The 20,582-nt window shown below is 37.0% G+C and carries 19 protein-coding genes and 2 tRNA genes; 7 read left to right on the plus strand and 14 right to left on the minus strand.

The window, feature by feature from the left end; genetic code table 11:
* Nucleotides 1-7 precede the first annotated feature (7 nt).
* Together JKP34_RS14985 and JKP34_RS14990 are read left to right on the plus strand one after the other, a co-directional pair.
* Nucleotides 8-1,180, plus strand: coding sequence for a T9SS type A sorting domain-containing protein (locus JKP34_RS14985; RefSeq protein ID WP_201923265.1), 1,173 nt, complete (start codon nt 8-10; stop codon nt 1,178-1,180).
* A 162-nt stretch (nt 1,181-1,342) separates the two neighbouring features.
* The gene (locus JKP34_RS14990; protein WP_201923267.1) at nt 1,343-1,960 is read left to right on the plus strand and encodes a porin family protein; all 618 of its coding nucleotides are present in this window, start codon (nt 1,343-1,345) and stop codon (nt 1,958-1,960) included.
* Between the two features lie 57 nt (nt 1,961-2,017).
* Here the strand turns inward: JKP34_RS14990 and JKP34_RS14995 are convergent, their stop codons facing one another.
* From JKP34_RS14995 to JKP34_RS15005, 3 genes are all read right to left on the minus strand, one after another.
* Nucleotides 2,018-4,057: an OmpA family protein gene (locus JKP34_RS14995; RefSeq protein ID WP_201923269.1), complete on the minus strand. Its 2,040-nt coding sequence runs from the start codon at nt 4,055-4,057 to the stop codon at nt 2,018-2,020.
* Nucleotides 4,058-4,118: 61 nt separating this feature from the next.
* Nucleotides 4,119-4,601, minus strand: a complete 483-nt coding sequence (locus JKP34_RS15000) for a hypothetical protein (RefSeq protein WP_201923271.1) — start codon at nt 4,599-4,601, stop codon at nt 4,119-4,121.
* A 214-nt stretch (nt 4,602-4,815) separates the two neighbouring features.
* Complete coding sequence (locus tag JKP34_RS15005) at nt 4,816-6,675, minus strand: vWA domain-containing protein (RefSeq protein WP_201923273.1); 1,860 nt, start codon at nt 6,673-6,675, stop codon at nt 4,816-4,818.
* Between the two features lie 149 nt (nt 6,676-6,824).
* On the opposite strand from JKP34_RS15005, the gene JKP34_RS15010 reads away from it, so the two are divergent.
* Nucleotides 6,825-7,397, plus strand: coding sequence for an RNA polymerase sigma factor (locus JKP34_RS15010; protein ID WP_201923275.1), 573 nt, complete (start codon nt 6,825-6,827; stop codon nt 7,395-7,397).
* On the plus strand, nt 7,390-8,775 hold the full coding sequence (locus JKP34_RS18380) for an energy transducer TonB (protein ID WP_201923277.1): 1,386 nt from the start codon (nt 7,390-7,392) through the stop codon (nt 8,773-8,775). The genes JKP34_RS15010 and JKP34_RS18380 overlap by 8 nt, the downstream gene beginning before the upstream one ends.
* On the opposite strand, the gene JKP34_RS15020 is transcribed toward JKP34_RS18380, so the two are convergent.
* From JKP34_RS15020 to JKP34_RS15035, 4 genes are all read right to left on the minus strand, one after another.
* A complete protein-coding gene (locus JKP34_RS15020) occupies nt 8,776-9,156 on the minus strand; it encodes a VOC family protein (RefSeq protein ID WP_201923279.1) in 381 nt (126 codons plus the stop codon).
* A gap of 69 nt (nt 9,157-9,225) precedes the next feature.
* On the minus strand, nt 9,226-9,717 hold the full coding sequence (locus tag JKP34_RS15025) for a VOC family protein (protein ID WP_201923281.1): 492 nt from the start codon (nt 9,715-9,717) through the stop codon (nt 9,226-9,228).
* A 9-nt stretch (nt 9,718-9,726) separates the two neighbouring features.
* Nucleotides 9,727-10,335, minus strand: coding sequence for a nitroreductase family protein (locus tag JKP34_RS15030; protein ID WP_201923283.1), 609 nt, complete (start codon nt 10,333-10,335; stop codon nt 9,727-9,729).
* Between the two features lie 65 nt (nt 10,336-10,400).
* Entirely contained in the window at nt 10,401-11,060 is a 660-nt protein-coding gene (locus JKP34_RS15035; RefSeq protein ID WP_201923963.1) for an ABC transporter ATP-binding protein, read from the minus strand.
* Between the two features lie 130 nt (nt 11,061-11,190).
* Between JKP34_RS15035 and sucC the strand changes: the two genes are divergently transcribed.
* From sucC to JKP34_RS15050, 3 genes are all read left to right on the plus strand, one after another.
* On the plus strand, nt 11,191-12,402 hold the full coding sequence (gene sucC, locus JKP34_RS15040; protein ID WP_201923285.1) for an ADP-forming succinate--CoA ligase subunit beta: 1,212 nt from the start codon (nt 11,191-11,193) through the stop codon (nt 12,400-12,402).
* A 112-nt stretch (nt 12,403-12,514) separates the two neighbouring features.
* Nucleotides 12,515-12,591 (plus strand) — tRNA-Arg (locus JKP34_RS15045).
* Between the two features lie 46 nt (nt 12,592-12,637).
* Complete coding sequence (locus JKP34_RS15050; protein ID WP_201923287.1) at nt 12,638-13,345, plus strand: hypothetical protein; 708 nt, start codon at nt 12,638-12,640, stop codon at nt 13,343-13,345.
* 44 nt (nt 13,346-13,389) lie between these two features.
* Here JKP34_RS15050 and JKP34_RS15055 read toward each other — a convergent pair.
* The 7 genes from JKP34_RS15055 to JKP34_RS15085 form a co-directional block, all read right to left on the minus strand.
* Nucleotides 13,390-13,463, minus strand: a tRNA-Ile gene (locus tag JKP34_RS15055).
* Between the two features lie 137 nt (nt 13,464-13,600).
* A complete protein-coding gene (gene fahA, locus JKP34_RS15060; protein WP_201923289.1) occupies nt 13,601-14,884 on the minus strand; it encodes a fumarylacetoacetase in 1,284 nt (427 codons plus the stop codon).
* A gap of 14 nt (nt 14,885-14,898) precedes the next feature.
* A complete protein-coding gene (locus JKP34_RS15065; protein ID WP_201923291.1) occupies nt 14,899-17,067 on the minus strand; it encodes a S9 family peptidase in 2,169 nt (722 codons plus the stop codon).
* Nucleotides 17,068-17,094: 27 nt separating this feature from the next.
* Complete coding sequence (locus tag JKP34_RS15070; protein WP_201923293.1) at nt 17,095-17,340, minus strand: hypothetical protein; 246 nt, start codon at nt 17,338-17,340, stop codon at nt 17,095-17,097.
* Nucleotides 17,341-17,344: 4 nt separating this feature from the next.
* Nucleotides 17,345-18,547 (minus strand): acetyl-CoA C-acyltransferase, encoded by a 1,203-nt coding sequence (locus JKP34_RS15075; protein ID WP_201923295.1) that lies wholly within the window; start codon nt 18,545-18,547, stop codon nt 17,345-17,347.
* 99 nt (nt 18,548-18,646) lie between these two features.
* Nucleotides 18,647-19,621, minus strand: a complete 975-nt coding sequence (locus tag JKP34_RS15080; RefSeq protein WP_201923297.1) for a PorP/SprF family type IX secretion system membrane protein — start codon at nt 19,619-19,621, stop codon at nt 18,647-18,649.
* Nucleotides 19,622-19,793: 172 nt separating this feature from the next.
* Nucleotides 19,794-20,564 (minus strand): hypothetical protein, encoded by a 771-nt coding sequence (locus JKP34_RS15085; protein ID WP_201923298.1) that lies wholly within the window; start codon nt 20,562-20,564, stop codon nt 19,794-19,796.
* Nucleotides 20,565-20,582 lie beyond the last annotated feature (18 nt).

Genomic DNA, 20,582 nt, shown 5'->3' on the forward strand with positions numbered 1-20,582 from the left:
ATTCAAAATGAAATCAAATTTATACACAATAGTATTATTTATCTTTTACTCGACAACCGTTCTTGGTCAAGGTCCTTTTACCTATACATCTAGCAGCAATAGTGGTATTCAAGATTGGACTCAAGACGCAACCTGGAGCAGAAGTAGTCCGGGACTTGCTTGGCCGCCAAATACTCCAGGCCAGCCAAATACCCACGGTAATTTCGGTCAGGCTAACATTAATGGTTATGTAGCCATCAATTCTGGAGGTCTTAACGTGGCAAGTGCCAGTCCTTTGATAAGAGTGATAGATACCCTCTTTATCAAGGGAAATGTGACTTTGGCTTCAAGTGCAAGTATGTCAGTTGAATCAGGAGGTTTATTAGTTGTCGATGGTGATTTAGAACTCAATGGTTCTTTTGATATGGACAATACAGGAACTGTAGTCGTTACAGGAGATTTAGACGTACTTAATGGCAACATGACCAATAGTAGCAAAGTATATACTTTCGGAAATACTAATGTGACTGGCGGAGGTGATATCAATGGCTGTGATGGCTATTCTGCATGTGACTTTACAAGTTCAATTAGTTCACAAAGTGACCTAGCCAATGAAAATGAAAACCTTTACAATTTTGTGTCTTCAGGAGGTACTTTACCTATTGTACTTAAATCATTTAATGGTGAATTAAGATTTGAAGAAGTAGCACTTAATTGGGTTACAGCTAAAGAAGAAAACTTTTCACATTTTGAGGTTGAGCGATCAACAGAACAAAAGAAATTTGACCCAATAGGTTTTGTACAAGGCTTAGGTGAGAGCCTTTCAGATGTAGCTTACGATTTCACGGATAACAATCCGCCATTTGGTAAAATATATTACAGATTAAAGTCCGTTGATATCGATGGATCGTTTGAATATTCTCCTATTATTCAGGTAAAAAATAGCTTTGAAGGCAAGGTGAAACTTTCACCTAATCCAGCTAACTATAGTTCAGACATCAGAATTGACCTACCATCTTCTTTTAATGATAAGGTTGATATGGTATCGATCTATGACTTAAATGGTACGCTAATATCTCAACTAATGAATGTTGATGCTTCTTCTGGTTTACAGTTTGATGAACCTGTGAAAGCTGGTATGTATATTATTAAAGTGCAGCACAACGGAGTGGAAGAGAATTTAAGATTATTGATACAGTAAGTTTAATTATTGAAAGGTATTTTAAAGCAGTCTATTTAGGTTTAGGCTGCTTTTTTTATGCCCTTATCTGATGGTTTAATTATTTCATGATTTATTTAGATTAAAACATAGTGTTTGTTTAATAGTTAGTGTTGGTATCAATCAAACATTTAAACAATAATTATGAAAACTAAATTTTTTGGAGTAGTACTACTAATGGTCATTTTTTCAATTGACGCGACTGCACAAGATAGTCATGCAGGTATCAGAGGTTCTTTAAACCTTTCAAACTGGTATACGGGTGATGATGTAAACGATGAAAACTTAAAAGTAGGTTTTGCCATTGGAGGTTTTTACAGGTCATATTTAACTGAGAACCTAAGTTTACAGCCAGGACTAGAGTTTAGTCAAAAAGGCTCAACATTTACCTATAACAATATATTCGGTGATGGTGAAATAAGAGGTATTCTGAATTACATAGAATTACCAGTTCTTTTAAACTTTCACTTAACAGAGACCTTACACGTTGGTGCCGGACCTTATGCAGCACTATTAATTGGTGCTAAACAAAAAACTGTTGATGATGACGGCTCTACTCAGGATGTAGAAGAATATGATCGTGATGACTTTACTACATTAGATTACGGTTTATCTTTTGATGGCGGAATTGACTTAGAAGGTATTTCTGCAGGCTTAAGATATAATTTAGGAATGAATGACGTGATTTGGGAAAACAGTTTAGAAGATACCAATTTAGGTAAGAATTCAGTTTTACAGGTATATCTTCAGCTGAACTTCTAAGAAAAATACATTAAACCTTTAACGAAAAGAGCTTCAAAATTGAAGCTCTTTTTTTTATTAGTTGAAATCAAATTCATCATCCTTTACAGGAGTTTCTTTTTCATTTACAATCTCAACTTCTAAAGTGTTTCTTTTAAAGAGTGCATCTTCTGCTTCTCTTATTTGACGGGCAATTTCTTTATCATATTCCGTCACTTTAAATTCAGTTCTCCTATTCGTTTCATGCTCCTCTTCCGTTTTAGCATCTTTAATAATCAATCTACTTTCACCATAACCTTTGGCTTTTATTCTGGTCGGATCAATCCCCTGACTAATAATATAAGCCACTGCTGATTCTGCTCTTCTCTTCGAGAGATCCAGGTTATAAGACGGTTCTCCGCGGCTATCAGTATGGGAACTCAATTCAATTTTAATTGGAGGATTATCTGCTAATATGGTTACCAACTTATCCAACTCCTTTGCTGCATCAACTCTAATGTTTGCTGAATCGAAATCGTAGTAAATATTTTCAAGCTCAAAGGCTTTATCAAGAATGATTTCTTCCAACAGAATATTAGTTTCGAAGGTTTTATTAGTAACAAGCTCACTCAATTTACTTTTATCTAAACTTTTGCCTTTAGTAGAGAATAATTTTCTGGTAGTGAAGTAGTCTGCTTTATCAGCTATAATAAAATAGTCTTCCTCCTCACTAACTCTAAAATTAAATTTACCATCTTGTCCCGTTAGCACCTCTCCTATCAGTACACTATCTGACGAATAAAAACGAACCTGAGCACCTGGCAATATCACCTCCTTATCATCTTGATTATGCGTAGTAGTTGTACCTGCAAGGAAATAGTTGACGATTTTCAGGTTAGGATCTTCATTTTTGAATGTGTAGATATCATCTCTTCCAACTCCACCTTCTCTGTCTGAAGAAAAGAAGCCTCTATCTGGTGCATAAAGAAAAAGTGCGAAGTCATCTTTATTAGAATTCATAGGAGCGCCCAAATGGGTAATATTAATTTTCCCTCCTTTTCTTTCTGCAGTGAATAAATCAAGTTTACCTAATCCGGGATGACCGTTTGAACTGAAATATAGTTTGCCATCTTGTGAAGTGGAAGGAAACATTTCATCTTCAGCTGTATTAATTTTCGGCCCTAAGTTTCTCACATTACCCCATCTTCCTCGACTGTTCGCTGTGGCAGAGTATATATCAGCTCCACCGAAACCTCCTTCACGAGTTGAGGAGAAATACAATGTTCTATTATCGGAGCTAAAGGCGGGAGTAGAATTCCATGCATTTGGATCATTGATAGCCATTAACTGAGGTTCTGACCATCGCTTATTTCTGTACCTTGTTATGTAAAGATTTACATCATTGGCTCCTTTTCTTTTACCAGTGTTTCCTTTGGCAAAAACCATTGTTCTACCATCAGAACTTATAGCAACAGAACCTTCATTAGCATTAGGCCAGTTAATAACGGCAGGGAGTTTTTCTGTTGTTGTAGTATCAACGCGAGCTCCTTGAGTTTTTATTTTGTATATATCTGAAAAGCCATCACCTGTAGCCTTATAAATTCTGTCATTATTTCTGGTTGAAGTAAAATACAAAAAGCCATCATGATAAAATGGGGCATACTCGGCAGCTTTAGTATTCAGCGCTCTAAGGTTATTTGCTGTGTATAGTGAGCTATCTTCAAGAATTTCATTGATGTTATCCAGGTTTTCAAGCTCATCGCGCATTAAATCTCTTATTTCATCTTGCGCAACATCCAACATGTTAACCTCTAAAACCCTTCTGGCTTCATCATAATTACCATTGGCTTTTAAAGAACGAGCATAGTAATAATACACTTCCTGAGTTGTCATTCCTGCATCAATTGCTGACTTGTAGTATGGAGCTGCAATTTCTAATCTGTTCGATAAGCGATAAGATTCAGCTGTATAAAAGAGTGCCTGAGCTCTGTGCTCATCATCTTCATCAATAGCTTTTTTGTAGAAGTCAATAGCTACATCATATTCACCTTTTTCAAACTTCTTTTCAGCCTTCTTATAAACTGAACAAGCGTTTAGCGTAATTAAAAAAAGAAATAAAAAAAATAACCTAAGGCTCATAAAATATATTTTACTCAAAAGTACTGCAGCTTATAAACGTTTACTTCAGCTAAAACTTATACTAAAAGTATCTGCTCATCCACGAATCTTTAGCTGGTATTTTCCACTGAGATTTAAAGCTACCCAAGTCTGTCACCATATTATTAAATATAATGCTTTCCTTATTTAAAGTACCATCATTTACTTTCTCTTTAATAGCTGGAAAAGGAACCTGCTTTATGGCATCTCCATCAACATATGCTACCCTTGATTTATCTAACAACTGAACTCCTAGTTGATTTTCAAGTGCCTGCACAAAATGAACTGATTTATCAATTGAGCAGCCTGTTGCAGCCGCTGCGCTTTCATCTACTGAAAGTACGATAAATTGATTATAAAATATCTCTATTGATGATTTCAGGGCTTTGCTATGGGCAGTCCAGCTAGTGACAAAATTGACACCCTCTTTATTAATAAAATCTACCTCCGAATCCGTAAGTTTTCTATCTGCTTGATACACCCACACTCTTGCGTTGGGATTTAGTTCATCAAATGGAATATACATAGTTGATTTTTTTTGCTAAAACGAGGCTTAAAGGTAATAAGTTCTTGGAGAAGTAGGAAGAAAGTAGTTTGAAGAAGGGAGATAGAAGTTTAAAGGTAGAAGTTGGAAGATTGAGGTTGGAAGTTGAAAAGGTTTAATAAGAATACGATGATTGAAAGTTTTGAGATGTGAGCTTCGAGAAAATATACTCGAAGCCCGCAACTCATTGTTTATATCAATTCTTACTCATGAACTGGCTAGTTTCTACCATTTTGATGAATTCAATTCTGTAACCATTTTCATCTTTTCCCCTAGCACTCTTAGCCCATTTTAGAACTGTTTTAAAGTCTGCATCCTCTATATAATCTGAATTCTTAATAAGCATACCAAATGTTGCTACTGCAGCTGACCACCTTAAGTTATCCGAAGATTTGTCCAACGAAATAGTTTCATTATCAACTGTTTTCACAATCAGCTTACTTACATCACCATCAGGCCTTTTATATCTGAACTTTACGGTAAGCAGCTCATCACCAAAATTGCTTTTGGGTTTTTCATCCTTCTTGTCCTGATATTTCAGGTCATCAATTGGTTTGAACCAGCTATCTACTCCTTTAGGAATTATTTCATATAAAGCTGTAACAGTATGACCTGAGCCTAATTCGCCTGCATCTTTTTTATCGTTATTGAAGTCTTCGGCATTCATCACCCTATTCTCATAGCCAATCAGTCTGTATGCAGCAACATTGGCAGGATTAAACTCTACCTGTATTTTCACATCTTTGGCAATGGTAAACAAGGTGCCTCCGAATTCATTAACCAATACTTTCTTTGCTTCGAGTAAATTATCGATATAGGCGTAGTTTCCATTTCCTTTATCTGCTAATATCTCCATTTTGGAATCTTTATAATTACCCATGCCAAAGCCTAAGACTGTTAAAAACACACCTTCTTTTCTTTTTTGCTCTATCAAGTCTTCCATAGCTTCATTGCTGCTGGCGCCTACATTGAAGTCACCATCGGTAGCAAGAATAATTCTGTTGTTGCCTTCCTTCACAAAGTTGTCTTTAGCAATTTTATAAGCCAGGTTAATACCTGCACCACCTGCGGTAGAACCACCAGCCTGTAAATTAGAGAGTGCCTCAATAATTTTATCCTTTTCATCACCGGAGGTAGAAGGAAGTACACATCCGGCAGCTCCGGCATACACTACAATTGATACTTTATCCTCAGGTCTTAATTGCTCTACCAGCATTTTAAAAGCTGATTTCAACAATGGTAATTTATTCACATCAGACATGGAACCTGAAACATCTATCAGAAATACGAGATTAGATGCAGGTAAATTTTCAGTAGGAATATTTTTCCCTTGCAAACCTATATGCACTAACTGATGCTTTTCATTCCAGGGCGCCTGAGAAACTTCAGTATTGATTGAAAAAGGATCATTTCCTTTTGGCTGCTCATAGTTGTAATCAAAATAATTGATCATTTCTTCTATTCTGACAGCATCAGCTGGTGGTAATTGGCCACCATTTATAAACCTTCTGAGGTTGGCATAAGAAGCCGCATCCACATCTATTGAGAAAGTAGAATGAGGTTCTTTGGTAGGCTCCTTAAAAGTGTTTTCATCAAGACCTTCATATTCTTCAGTATTTGGTCTTTCATTCGGCATTGGATAAGGAATCATTTCCATATCAGCCATTTCATAACTGGCTTTTTTGGAGAAGACATTTCTAATGGCTGAGCCCAAGCTTCTGTCTTGTACAACAACTTCCGAAAGCTGTTTCACATCAGGAGCTAGTGATACGTCAATAACAGTTTGTCCGTTTACTGCTACTTCTTTCTGCTGCATGCCGATATACGAAAAAACCAGCACTGCATTCTTTTTATTGAAGCTAATTGAGTATTCGCCATCCATATCTGTGGTAACTCCTATACTAGTTCCTTTTAGGTTAACGTTGACACCTGGTAGCGCATCTCCCGTTGTGGCATCTGTTACCACTCCACTTACTGTTTGCGCCTCTACGGCTACTAACTGGCTGGCAGTTATCAGCAACCCGAAGAAAAAATAAATCATTGTTAGCTTTTTCATCATCATAAATTTTAGTGAGACATTTTTCCTTTAGGATGCAGCGGTTGAAAAGATTCCATAAAAGTTTTTCAACTTTTTTATAAAATGGCTTAAATATCCCTTTGAAGTGGATTAAAAATGGGCTTATCTTATGATTTAGTCTTTACTAGTTGAAGAAAGATTCAGACATATCGAAGGAACAATCTTTGCTGATCGCCTATCAGGAGAGTGGAGAGTTATCCAAATTAGGAGAGCTCTACAAGCCCTATATGCCACTTGTGTACGGACTTTGCCTTAAGTATTTAAAGGATAAAGAAAAGGCTCGAGATGCCGTAATGGAAATATTTGAAGAGCTTGTAGTGAAGTTGAAAAAATTCGAAGTAGACAATTTTAAAAGTTGGCTTTATGTATTGGCTAAAAATCACTGCTTAATGTTATTAAGGAGCGAAAAGAAACGGAATAGTGAATCTCTTTCAGAAAATCACTTAAGTTTTATGGAAAGTGAGGCTGCCAGGCATCATACAAGTGAAGATAAACTTGAAAAAGAAACGGAGCTTGAAAAGCTTGAGTCATGCATAGCTCAACTAAAAGAAGAACAAAAGCTGTGTGTTAAGCTGTTTTATCTTCAACAAAAGAGTTATAAACAAATAGAAGAACAGACGAAGCTTGAACTAAAAAAAGTGAAAAGCTTTATACAAAATGGAAAAAGAAATTTAAAGATTTGCATGGAAGCAGGTGAGTGATAAAAACAACCATATTGAACCTCTTAAAAGTCTAAGTCCTGAAATGATGGAAGCTTATTTAAATAATAAGCTTAATGCACAAGATCAGTACAGGGTGGAAAAATACCTATTAGATCATCCTTTCGAGGCAGAAGCCATGGATGGTTTCGAAACTTTTCCGGAAGCTATTCAAGACATTCCTATGCTTGAACAACATATTGATAAGAGAATTAATCAAGAAGAAGAGAAAAGAACTAAAGTGATTCCATTATGGAAGAGAGCTTTACCTTATGCAGCAACATTGATAATATTGCTTACAGCCACTATTATTGTATTAAAATATGCTTCAGAAGATAAAGAAATAAACCCAATTTCAATAAAAGATAGTGATGAGATTGATTTAGATTTATTCACCTATGAACTACCTGTTAAACCTTCTAAAGAATCTGTAAATCAAACAGTTGATAATTATGCTTCGGAGCAAATTGCAAAAACTCAACCAACCAAAACCACTCAAACCAAGACATTAGCCGATAATAAGCCAGTTAAAATGGAAATTCAGGAACAATCAGACTTAGAGGAAATAGTATTCGAGGATTCAGATATGATTGCAGCCACTCCTAATAAAACAGAAGTAGTATTTGATTCTCCTAAAGTAGCTGCCATAAACGTTCAGGTAGAACCTATTCAAATTGATATACCGGCAGAATTAGAAATAGCTATGGCCGATGAAGTAAAAGAAGAAGAGCCTTCTCTCTCAAAAAGCGCAGGAATGGCCACTGAAAGAAGTATGGCAAAGAAAAAAAGTAGCCAGAGTAAAACTATTTCGGGTTATGTGACTGATGCAGAAACTGGTGAAGCTTTACCAGGCGTGAATGTATTAGTGCAAGGCTCCACTCAGGGAACAAATACTAACCTTGATGGCTATTTTGAAATTGAAGCCTCTCCTAATGATATTTTACAAATCGCTTTTATTGGCATGCAAACCAAAGAAGTGAGCGTAGGCAACAATAGTACTATTGATGTAGAATTAGAAACTGATGTTCAGCAATTAAGTGAAGTAGTGGTAACCTCACATGGAGAAGAAAAAGAGCAAACTGAAGTTTATATAAGTGCCAAACCTGAAAACGGAAAAAGAGCTTTCAAAAACTATGTGGAAGAAAACATACGGCTTCCTGAAGAAGTGAAAAGTGGAGAAGTATCTGGAAAAGTAAAACTACAATTTACAGTAACGTCCAGAGGTGAGATTATTGACATTAAAGTTATTAAATCTCTTTCTCAGGCATGTAACCAAGAAGCTATTCGCTTACTCAAAAGCGGCCCAAAATGGCAACCTGCTACCAGAAATGGCATACCAGAAAGTGATGTAGCGAAAGTGAGTATTAAGTTTAGGCAATAGTTAGTTATTGCTATGAAGTGCTATTCTATTGCCTTCTGTATCATTTATAACAGCCATATAGCCTCTCTCTTCCGTAATCATCCTCTTGGGAAGGACATGCTTACCACCAGACGCTTCTACCCTATCCAAAGCCTTTTGTAAATCCGGATTAGCATTTAAATAAATTAAAGGACCTTGTTCTCCTGAAAAGTAGAATCTGGGGTAGTGCACCAATGCACCTCCAATCCCAGAGCCATTTTCATCTACAGGAAACAAAGCCATAGTAGGTCCATTAGGGATTTCAAATAACTCTAGCTCTATTTGAAGCAGGGTTTCGTAGAACTTCTTCGCTCTCTCAAAATCCTGAACGGGGATTTCAAACCAGTTGATAGCATTTTCCATAATTCGTTGTAGTTTTTAATGAACAGATTAAAAAAGGCAGCTGTCTTACATTGAATTTAACAATAATATTTAATCCAATTCACTCATTAAGTCATTAATATCCAGTCTTCTGGTATACATATCAATCTCTCCATCTTCTGTTTTTGGCCATTCGTCCTTAGGCCTATCAACATAAAGTTCAACTCCATTTCCATCAGGATCATCCAAATATAGCGCTTCAGAAACACCATGATCAGCAGCACCCGTAAAAGGATAATTTGCCTCCTGCAATCTTTTGAAAATTTGAGCCAAAGACTTCCTGTCAGGGTAAACGATAGCAGTATGAAACAAACCAGTGCTGTGTTTAGGTGCAGGCGGTGCTCCTTTACTTTGCCAGGTGTTTAAACCAATATGATGATGGTAACCTCCTGCTGAAATAAAAGCGGCCTGATCACCTAATCTTTGTATTATTTCGAAACCTAATAAGCCATGATAAAAATCAAGCGACTTATCCAAATCTGAAACCTTCAGGTGCACGTGACCTATTCTAGTTTTTTCGGGGACTTTATAATTATCTTCCATGAATTCATTTTAAAATTTCCCTTCCCCCCAACTTGTACCAAAGACAAATTCATCAAGGGGTTTTCTGACTCTCTCCTTATTTTCTCGAGCTTCAAACCTTGGATCAAGCTTATCCTCATCACCCAAATAACCTAAAGCAATAGCACTCACTACTTCAAACTCTTCCGGAATGTCAAATGTGTTGTAAATTTCTTTTGGTAAAATACCTCCCATTTGATGAAGATAGATGTCCATGGCAGTTGCCTGTGCGCTCATATTGCCAATAGCCAGACCTACATCGTGCCAGCTGTGGTTATTTGGCATACTGGTCTCAGCAACATTGCTTTTGGCAAAAGTTAAGATGAGAACAGGAGCATTGTGAGCCCATACCCTATTATGTTCATTTATACCATTAAGAATTTTTTGATAAGCTTCCGGTTGATTTTTAGTAGCTACAATGAAGCGCCAGGGCTGCTCATTTCTGGAAGAAGCCGACCATCGTGCTGCTTCGAAAAGCATTTTCAACTCTTCTTCCTGCACACTTTTTTCAGAGAAATTAACAGTACTTCTACGTTTTTTAAGCAGTACTAATTGTTTTTCAGCTTGTTCAGTTATTGTATTTGTAGGTATATTTTCCATAAGATTATTTACGGAAACATTTATTACATGTTGCTACATGTATTATAAATTAGAACTTTATGAGATTATAATTGGTGTGTTAACTTTCCATCACGCATTTCATGACGCTCATCAGCCATTTGGGCCAGTTCCTTATTGTGGGTGACTATGACAAAAGCCTGACCTAATTCATTACGCAGTTTAAGAAACAGTTGATGAAGGTCTTCAGCATTTTTAGAATCCAGGTTACCGCTAGGTTCATCGGCAAAAACAATTCCCGGTGAATTAATTAAGGCCCGAGCTACTGCTACTCTTTGTTGTTCCCCTCCACTTAATTGGGCTGGCTTATGAGTAGCTCTGTCTTTTATATCAAGCAGGTTTAAAAGTTCGTCAACATTTTGATCGATGTCGGCTTGCTTTCTACCAGCCACATATGCAGGAATAGCAATATTCTCAGCCGCTGTAAATTCAGGCAACAGGTTGTGGAATTGGAATACAAAGCCTATTTCTTTATTTCTAAAACCAGAAAGCGTTTTCTTATTCAACCCTTTAATAGATTGGTTATTGATAACTAACTCTCCAGTATCGGCATCATCAAGCGTTCCTAAAATATGTAGCAAGGTACTTTTACCCGCACCACTAGGACCAACAATTGCTTTTATCTGCGCTTTATCAATTTCAAAATCAATCCCATTTAGCACGGTTAAATCGTCATATTGCTTAACAATATTTTTAGCAGCCAGTATACTCATACTGTAAAGATAATAATCAAAAAGACTTTGAAGGTATAATTAAAAATCAATCCTTTATTCAAACTAAATTGAAGTTGAATAATTACTATTATTGCCGTACATTCGCACAAAAATTTATCCAAGAATGAACATACACGAATATCAAGCCAAGGGAATACTTGAAAAGCATGGAGTAACCATTCAGAAAGGAATAGTTGCCGAAACTGGAGAAGAAGCCAGAAAAGCTGCTGAACAACTGAATAAAGAAACAGGTACGGAATGGTACGTGGTAAAAGCTCAGATACATGCTGGTGGAAGAGGAAAAGGTAAAGTAAAAGAAACTGACTCTAACGGTGTAGTTTTAGCAAAAAGCTTGGATGAAGTTTCTCCAAAGTCAGAAGCTATTTTGGGTGGAACTTTAGTTACTCACCAAACCGGCCCTGAAGGCAAAAAAGTAAACAAGGTACTTATTGCTCAAGATGTTTACTACCCTGGTGAAAACGAGCCAAAAGAGTATTATATAGGTATATTATTAGACAGAGCTACAGGAAGCAATGTAATTATGGCCTCTACAGAAGGTGGTATGGACATTGAAGAGGTTGCTGAAAATACTCCCGAGAAAATTATTAAAGAGTGGATTGATCCTGCTTTAGGACTACAAGGTTTTCAAGCAAGAAAAGTAGCTTTTAAACTTGGTTTAGAAGGTGATGCTTTCAAAGGAATGGTAAAGTTTATCTATTCTTTATACAGCGCATATGAGGCTACAGACGCTTCTATGTTTGAGATTAACCCGGTATTAAAAACATCTGATAACAAAATTTTAGCGGTTGATGCTAAAGTAAACATTGATGACTCTGCATTGTACCGTCAGAAAGATATTGCTGAAATGCGTGATATCACAGAGGAAGATCCTGCTGAAGTTGAAGCTGGTGAATCTGGCCTTAACTATGTGAAGCTTGATGGTAATGTAGGTTGTATGGTAAATGGTGCCGGATTAGCAATGGCTACAATGGATATCATTAAGTTATCTGGCGGTGAGCCTGCTAACTTCCTTGATGTAGGAGGTAGTGCCAATGCACAAACTGTGGAAGCTGGTTTCAGAATTATCACTAAAGACCCTAATGTAAAGGCTATCTTGATTAACATCTTCGGTGGTATTGTTAGATGTGACAGAGTAGCTAAAGGTGTGGTTGAAGCTTATAAAAACATTGAAGGACTTGATTTACCAATTATCGTTAGACTGCAAGGTACTAATGCTGAAGAAGGTGCTAAAATCATTCAAGAGTCTGGCTTAAAAGTAACTTCTGCAATAGTGTTGAAAGATGCCGCAGAAAGAGTAAAAGAAGCAATAGGATAAATTCCAAATTAGATTTAAGATTGACGAAAGTCGATTTTAAATTTCAGATAGTATGTTAAAGAAGCTAGGAGGAAGACGTAATCGTTTTAATTCTAGCTTCTTCTTTCTAAATGCACCCGTAGCTCAACTGGATAGAGTATCGGATTTCGGCTCCGAGGGTTGGGGGTTCGACTCCCTCCGGGTGTACCACCTAAAAGCCATCATATTTGATGGCTTTTTCTTTTAATTTTCAAATATGAAGCATACAATACTCATTCTATTAATACTTTTTTCGTTTTCACTTCATGGTCAATTTTATTCCCCTATTAAGGTCGAATTAAACTCAGGTGAAGTAATCGGAACAAACTATGCTTATTTGTATTATGCTAGTTTTAAAGGTGCCGTTGTAAGAATACATGATGAGAATGGACCAGTTCTAAAGGCTAAAGATGTAAAAAAGATAGAAGGAATAAATCAAGATGGTGATAGTCTTTATTTTGAGACAACTGATTTTAGAGCTTCCAAGATATGGCTACGGAGAACCTTTAAATCTGAAAGAATTGAAATATTTACTGAATCAATGACTCAGCAGAATATTGGCACTGGAGCTTCTTTCACATGGAAACTGGATTACTATAGAAAAGATGATGGAGAGATAAAGCCTGCAAAATATCAATTCATGAAACATGATTTGCAAGATAATGCTGAATCAATGAAGTTTTTGAAAAAAGCCAACACTGCCAAGATTGCTCAACTAATTCTATATGGAGCAGGAGTTGGTTTCTTAATAAATGGCATTGCCCAATTTGCTAACGAAGATCCGCCACCGCCAGGAGGATCAACTTCTTCCTCACCAAGCGTATCGCCTTCTCTAATTTTAGGTCTGGGATGCTTTTTAGTACCGCTGATCATAAACCCTTCAAAACAGGATAATTTTATTAAAGCGCTTGAATCTTATCAGTAAGAAACAAAAAAAGCATTCTTGTTTCCAAGAATGCTTTTTCGTTGTGGGCCCACCTGGGCTCGAACCAGGGACCCCTTGATTATGAGTCAAGTGCTCTAACCAGCTGAGCTATAGGCCCTTTTTTCAATTAGTAATTAACAATTCTTAATCATTAATTACCTCTTTGAAAAAATCAAATCAAAAAAACCGCTAACGACTCATTGATTTTGGGAGTGCAATACTAGCTATTTAGTTAAAATTGCACAAGTATATAGGCTACTTTATTTCCTTTGCAGGTAAAATTTCACTTCGCACCTCTCCGAAGCCAATGCGAACGCCTTCTTTCTCACCATAACCTCTCATGATTACTGTATCGTGATCATGGATAAATTTACGATCACTACCATCACTCATAGCAACAGGCTTAGTACCTTTCCAGGCTACTTCCAACATAGAACCATAAGTACCTTCCTCAGGTCCAGAGATAGTACCTGATGCATAAACATCACCAGTTTTAATGTTACAGCCATTAATGGTTTGATGAGCCAGCTGCTGCACCACATTCCAATACATATATTTGAAGTTGGAATTAGTTACCACCTTCTCCTCAGCACCTTTTGGTTGCACAGCTACTTCTAAATTCACATCAAAGTGATAGTTACCATCAAATTTTAAGTAAGGGAAAACTTCAGGGTCTGGCTTGGGTCCGGCAACTTTGAATGGCTCTAATGCTTCCATAGTTACTATCCATGGCGACATGGATGAACCGAAATTTTTTGCTAAGAATGGACCTAGTGGCACATACTCCCAAACTTGAATATCTCTGGCTGACCAATCGTTAAAAATAGTAAAACCAAAAATATGATCTGGAGCATCTTTAGTTGAAATCGGCTCTCCCAACTCATTCTTGCCACAAGTAATAAACGCCATTTCTAATTCAAAATCCACTCTCTTGGATGGACCGAAAGATGGCGCATCTGCATCGGGTGCTTTGGTCTGTCCATTTGGTCTACGCAGTGGAGTTCCTGAAATCACGATAGAAGATGCTCTGCCATGATAACCTACCGGTATGTGTTTCCAGTTAGGAAGCAGGGCATTATCAGGATCACGAAACATGGTACCTACGTTGGTAGCGTGAGATTCAGAAGAATAAAAATCTGTATAATCGCCCACCTGAATCGGCAGGTGCATAGTAGCCTCCTCCTGATCGATTAGTGCCTTATCTTTTAACTGGTCATTATCCTGTAGTTCGGAATTATCTTCTCTTAAAAGTTCTGAAATTCTTTCTCTCACAGGAACTGTCACACTTTTGCCCAAATCCATAAAGGCATTAAGCGTTGGTTGATCAAAGATCCTTTCAGGTAGTTCTAATTCTTTGAATAATTGTGCAGACTGTATTTCAACCAAATCAAGAATAAAATTACCGATTGCCACACCTGCTCTGGGTGATTTCTTATCGGTTGAAAATATTCCGTATGGTAAATTCTGAATAGGAAAGTCAGAATCCTTTGGAACATTAATCCATGATTTTAGTGAAGGGTCGTTTGCTTTATAAGTCATAATATATTTTTACTTTATAAATTCTCTAACCAGAAATTGGTCATCATGTTAAATAAATGTGGTCTTGCGCCATCTTCATAGATACCATGTGTTCTATCAGGATAGTAAAAAAGCTCAAACTGTTTTCCAGCTTCTAAAAGCGCATCTTGGTATACGATGGAATTCTGAACATGTACATTGTCATCACCGGTACCATGAATCACTAAGTATTTTCCTTTTAGCTTATCAACTTTGCTTAGAGGAGAATTTTTATCATATCCTTCAGGATTATTCTGTGGAGTATCCATGTAGCGCTCAGTATAAATGGTGTCATAAAAGCGCCAGTTTGAAACCATTGCAACAGATACTGCGGCATTGAAAACTTCATTACCATCTAAAATGGCATTACCTGCCATATAGCCTCCATAACTCCAACCCCAGATACCTATTCTATTATCATCAACATAATCGAGATCAGCCAGATATTTAGCTGCCGATATCAAATCAAGTGTTTCAAACTTACCAAGGTTTCGGTAGGTCATCTTTTTAAATCGTTCACCACGACCTCCTGTACCTCGGGTATCCACTACTAATACTAAATAGCCTTTTTGAACCATCATTTGGTGCCAATAATAATGGCTACCTCCCCATGCATGCTCCACATCCTGGCTACCTGGACCACTATATTGGTAAACTATTACCGGATATTCTTTGTCTTCATCAAAATCGGCCGGCTTCAGAAAATATGCATTTAATTCTGTTCCATCCTCAATAGCAAATTGAAAAAACTCTTTATCAACCAAACCATATTCCTTTGCTGTTTCAGCTAAGGCCGCATTATCCTTTAAAACTTTAATTTCTTTATTACCTTTTGTTTTATGTAAGCTTACTTTCAAAGGTTTATTCTGATTGTGGTAATATTTTAGGTAATAACTAAAATCAGGACTCATATTAATTCTCGTAGTACCTTCCGTTTCGGCTAAAGCCACTTTACCTTTTCCATTTAGCCCAATTTTGTAAAAAGTTCTGTCAAGCGGAGAAACCTCCGTGCTAATGTAATACACTTGATCAGTCTCTTGATCAATACCCACAATATTCACAGCTTCCCACTTACCATTAGTAATCTGGCGTACTTTATCACCATTCATTTTATAGAGATAAAGGTGCTTATAACCATCTTCTTCTGATGAATAAACAAAATGCTTACCGTCATTTAAATAGGTTAAATCATCACAATAATTTAAAGCTACATAGGTATCAGACTCTTCTTTTAGTACCACTTTTGATTCACCTGTACTAGCATTAGCATGTAGAATTTCAAGAATGTTCTGCCTTCTGTTCATTCTGATGATGCTTAACAAATTTGAATCCTGCGTCCATTGAACGCGCGGCAAATACTGATCTTCTTCCTCGCCAGTATCCATTTTAATGGTCTTCTTTGAGTTGAGATCATATACTGATACCCAAACGATGCTATTTCTTTCTCCAGCTTTCGGATACTTATACACATAGTTTTCCGGGTAAAGGTGACCGTCATTCCACTTTTGCAAGGTATATTCTTTCACATGGCTTTCATCCATTGAGTGGAAGGCTAGCTTTTTGCTATCTGGTGACCAATAGAATGTCTTGGTGATATAGAATTCTTCTTCATACACCCAATCTGATCCACCATGGATAATTTCATTGATTTTACCATCTTTGGTTACCTGTGTATTTTTGCCCGAAGCTAGATCAACTATGTAGATATTATTTTCAAATACGTAAGCTACTTTCTTGGCATCAGGCGAGAAGGTTGCATACATCTGCTCTCCTTCGGCTAATGGCTTAAGCTCTTTTGTACTCAAATTATATACATAATACTTTGCAGTATAGGAACGTCTGTAGATGTAGTTGATATCGGTCGCTAGTAAAAGTTTACTTTCATCATCGCTGAATGAATAGCTTCTAATATTCAACTTTGGCTCCAATTCATCACCATCAACCAGCACTTCTGTGGTTTCACCTGAGGTTACATCAATTTTACGAATCTGGTTGTCTTCTAATGCTGAATAGTATTTACCATCATTCATCCAGTTAACATTGTAAACAGACTCTTGTCTGAATACACCTTTTTGGTAAATATCATCTACCGTAATCATTTTCTGGGCTGAAACTGATAGCGCAGCAAAAAATGACAGTATTAACAGAAAGCTATATTTTTTCATTGATTTGGTGTTTAGTGAATATTATAATTACCTCCAGAACATTAATGTATAGAGTACTAAATGTATGATTGTTAGAAATACTAATCTAAAATAGTCGATGTTGCTCCGCTCCTCTTTAGGTGTTTTGTTGATCAGGTAATAAGACACTGCGTAATAAGGAATGATAATCGCAAGGAAAAAATAATGAGGAATAAGTACCCTGAATCCAACAACTATGATAGTTGGTATATAGTATAAAAAAGGAGCAATCCTTTTTGCTTTTTGAATATCCATGAGCTTAAAGTTTCTCGTAAATAACTGCTGCACCTTGGCCTACACCTACACACATGGTTGCCAATCCATATTTTACATTTTCTCTTTTTTGCATTTCATGAAGTAGCGTAGCAGAAATACGGGCACCGCTCGCTCCTAATGGATGACCTATGGCAATGGAACCACCGTTTACATTGACGATTTCAGGATTTAGCTCTAAATCGCGCATGCAAGCTATAGATTGGCTAGCAAATGCTTCATTGAGCTCAATTAAATCAAGATCACTTATTTTTAAGCCTGCCCTTTTAAGTGCTTTTTGTGTAGCAGGCACAGGCCCTATTCCCATACAATCTGGCGTTACACCAGCCACGGCCATTGAAACCACTCTGGCAATAGGCTTTAGGTTGTATTTCTTCATAGTTGCTTCTGAAACAACCAGAGCAGCTGCTGAACCATCGTTAACGCCACTAGCATTTCCAGCAGTAACAGTTCCATCCTTTTTGAAGGCTGGTTTTAGAGAAGCCAGCTTTTCTACTGATGATAAACGAGGGTGCTCATCTTTATCGAAAACAATATCATCTGTCTTTCTTTGAGGAATACTTACCGAAATGAGTTCACTTTGAAATTTACCAGCTTTATGAGCTGCATCATATTTTAGTTGAGAGCCATGGGCAAATTCATCTTGCTCTTCTCTACTTATTTTCCATTTTTCAGCTACATTTTCAGCCGTTTCACCCATAGCAAAGGGATAATGCATAGCTGATAGTTTAGGGTTTGGGAATCTCCAACCAATGGTAGTATCGTAAATCTCAGCATTTCTTGAAAACGGAGTTTCAGCCTTCGCCATTACAAAAGGTGCACGTGTCATGCTTTCAACACCGCCCGCTATATAGGCTCCTCCTTCATTAAGCATGGTAGCTCTACTAGCATCCATAATAGCTTGCAAACCAGAGGCGCATAAGCGGTTAACAGTAAGTCCTGCAGTTTCAATTGGCAACCCAGCCATTAGTCCGGCCATGCGTGCTACGTTTCTGTTATCCTCGCCTGCCTGATTGGCTGCTCCAAAAATAATATCCTCAACTTCTGACAAATCAAGTTGAGGATTTCTTTCAATGAGTGCTTTAATAATATGTGCGGCTAAGTCATCTGGCCTTACTGAACTTAAAGTCCCACCAAATTTCCCCACCGGGGTTCTAACTATATCTATTATATATGCTGCTTGTGACATAATGCTTAAAATGATGTGTAGCGAAATTACATCATTTGGCAGCAAAGAAAAATTATAGACACAATCTTCCGATGAATATTTATATGTTCGGACACATCCTTATTTTAGTTGCTTATAGATATCAGGACATTTACCTAAATACTTACGTTTCTCCTTTTGCTTGAAACTGAAGGTGTAGCTCAAGGTAAACTCATTTGTAGCACCAAAATTTGTGTTCGCCTCTGACAAGAAATAGTCGTAGCTGTACCCAAGACCTAACTGATTAAAGGATAAACCGGCAGTAAAAACCATCGCCTGGTTCACTCTGTACCAACTACCTAAAGTAAGTATATCGTTGCTCCAATAGGCACCAACATTCAAATAGTCGGAAGCACCTTGCTTTTCATAAATCACGCTAGGCGTAATATTGAAGCTTTTTCTTCCGAAAAAATATTGTTGAAAGGTATAGGCTGCATGTAGGGTATAACGCACGGGAACTGCATTTTGTGATTCCGGATTAAATCTTTCTTTTGGTCTGTTAATATGATTAATATTAATTCCTGCTAATAAATTGTTTGAGGAAAATATAGCACCAACTCCTAAATCAAACAAGCTATTATTGGCATTACCAAAACGCTCCTCTGTCGGATAAGTATTATTGCTTCCTGATCGCATCTGGTCTTCAAATACCAGGTTACTCCAGTCAAAACGCTTCTGGAAATAATTAGCTGAAAGACCAAAACCTATCATTTGATTTCTGTTTAATACCAATCTGTGAGATAAAGAAATACCGGCTTTAGCATTTTTAATTACACCATCCATTTGAATGTCATTCAATGCCTGCAAAGCCATACCCGAACTTTCACCCAAAGGCATATCATATGAAAAGGAGGTAGTAGTGTAAGCACTAAGTTGAGCCCATTGCCTTCTATGCGCAATTACCGCTCTTGATTGGCCTGTTGAACCAGCAAAAGCAGGGTTCAGAAATACAGGGTTAGCGTAAAACTGTGAGAAATAGGCATCCTGCGCCTGAAGATGGCGTGGCAGAATCACCATTAATAAATAAAGGATTAATAATTTAAGTAGAGTCTTCATCGGTTTTTATTTTACAATAGTAAAATTGATGAATAACCCACTTCTAAACATCAGGATATAACTTAAACCAAAATTTAGGTAAATCCCTTAGCCTCAATCAGCTATAAATAAAAAAGTCCTGACGCTCGCGCCAGGACTTAACAAACCAAAATTTAAACAAACAAATTCTCTTTTATGAAGTCCAGTTGATTGTTTCAACTGCTACTCCATCACTATAAGTAATGTATGTACCTTCTGTACCAGCCGCATTCCAGATAATTTGAGAAGTTATTATAGATTGACTTGAGCTATTGATTTCATATATACCCAAAGATCCTGAACCATCTGAAGCTATATTAAAAATCACCTTTTCATTGCTAGAACTCCATGTCATATTAAATGACCCATCTACAAATTCCTCCCAATTGTATGAAAATAAAACACCACTATTTTCTTCTAAACCGTACCAGCTTAGGCTACCTACTCTTAAATCGCCTTTGCTTTCTCTTCCCTCCAATAGTTTGTAATAATTATCTGAATTGTATTTGTAGAATATCTCAAATACATAATCATCATTATCTTCACTTAGTTGATAGGCATAAGTGACTGAATTAACACCGTCACTCGCTGTCCATGTATATACACGGAATGAAGCTGCAGTTCTTTCATTAACTCCTGTGATGGGTGTAGTGCTATACTCGGCACCTTCAGGAACTTGAAAATAGCCATTATAAGTAGTTAAAGCATTTACAGATGCCGCAAAACCGTTTACAATTGCTGTATATTGATTTGATGAGTTTTGCATAGCTGATGGCAACTCAACTGGCGGATTTTGCGCGTCAAACTCTAAAGCTTCAATTGGATCTTCCTCTTCCGGAGCTACTTCATCATCTGATTTACAAGCAAAAAGTGCTATAAAAATTAAGCTTAACAGGCTTAGTCTGAGTGATTTTAATTTTAACATATCTTGAATTTCTAAATT

The sequence above is a fragment of the Marivirga atlantica genome (genome assembly GCF_016734805.1).
GTDB lineage: Bacteria > Bacteroidota > Bacteroidia > Cytophagales > Cyclobacteriaceae > Marivirga > Marivirga atlantica.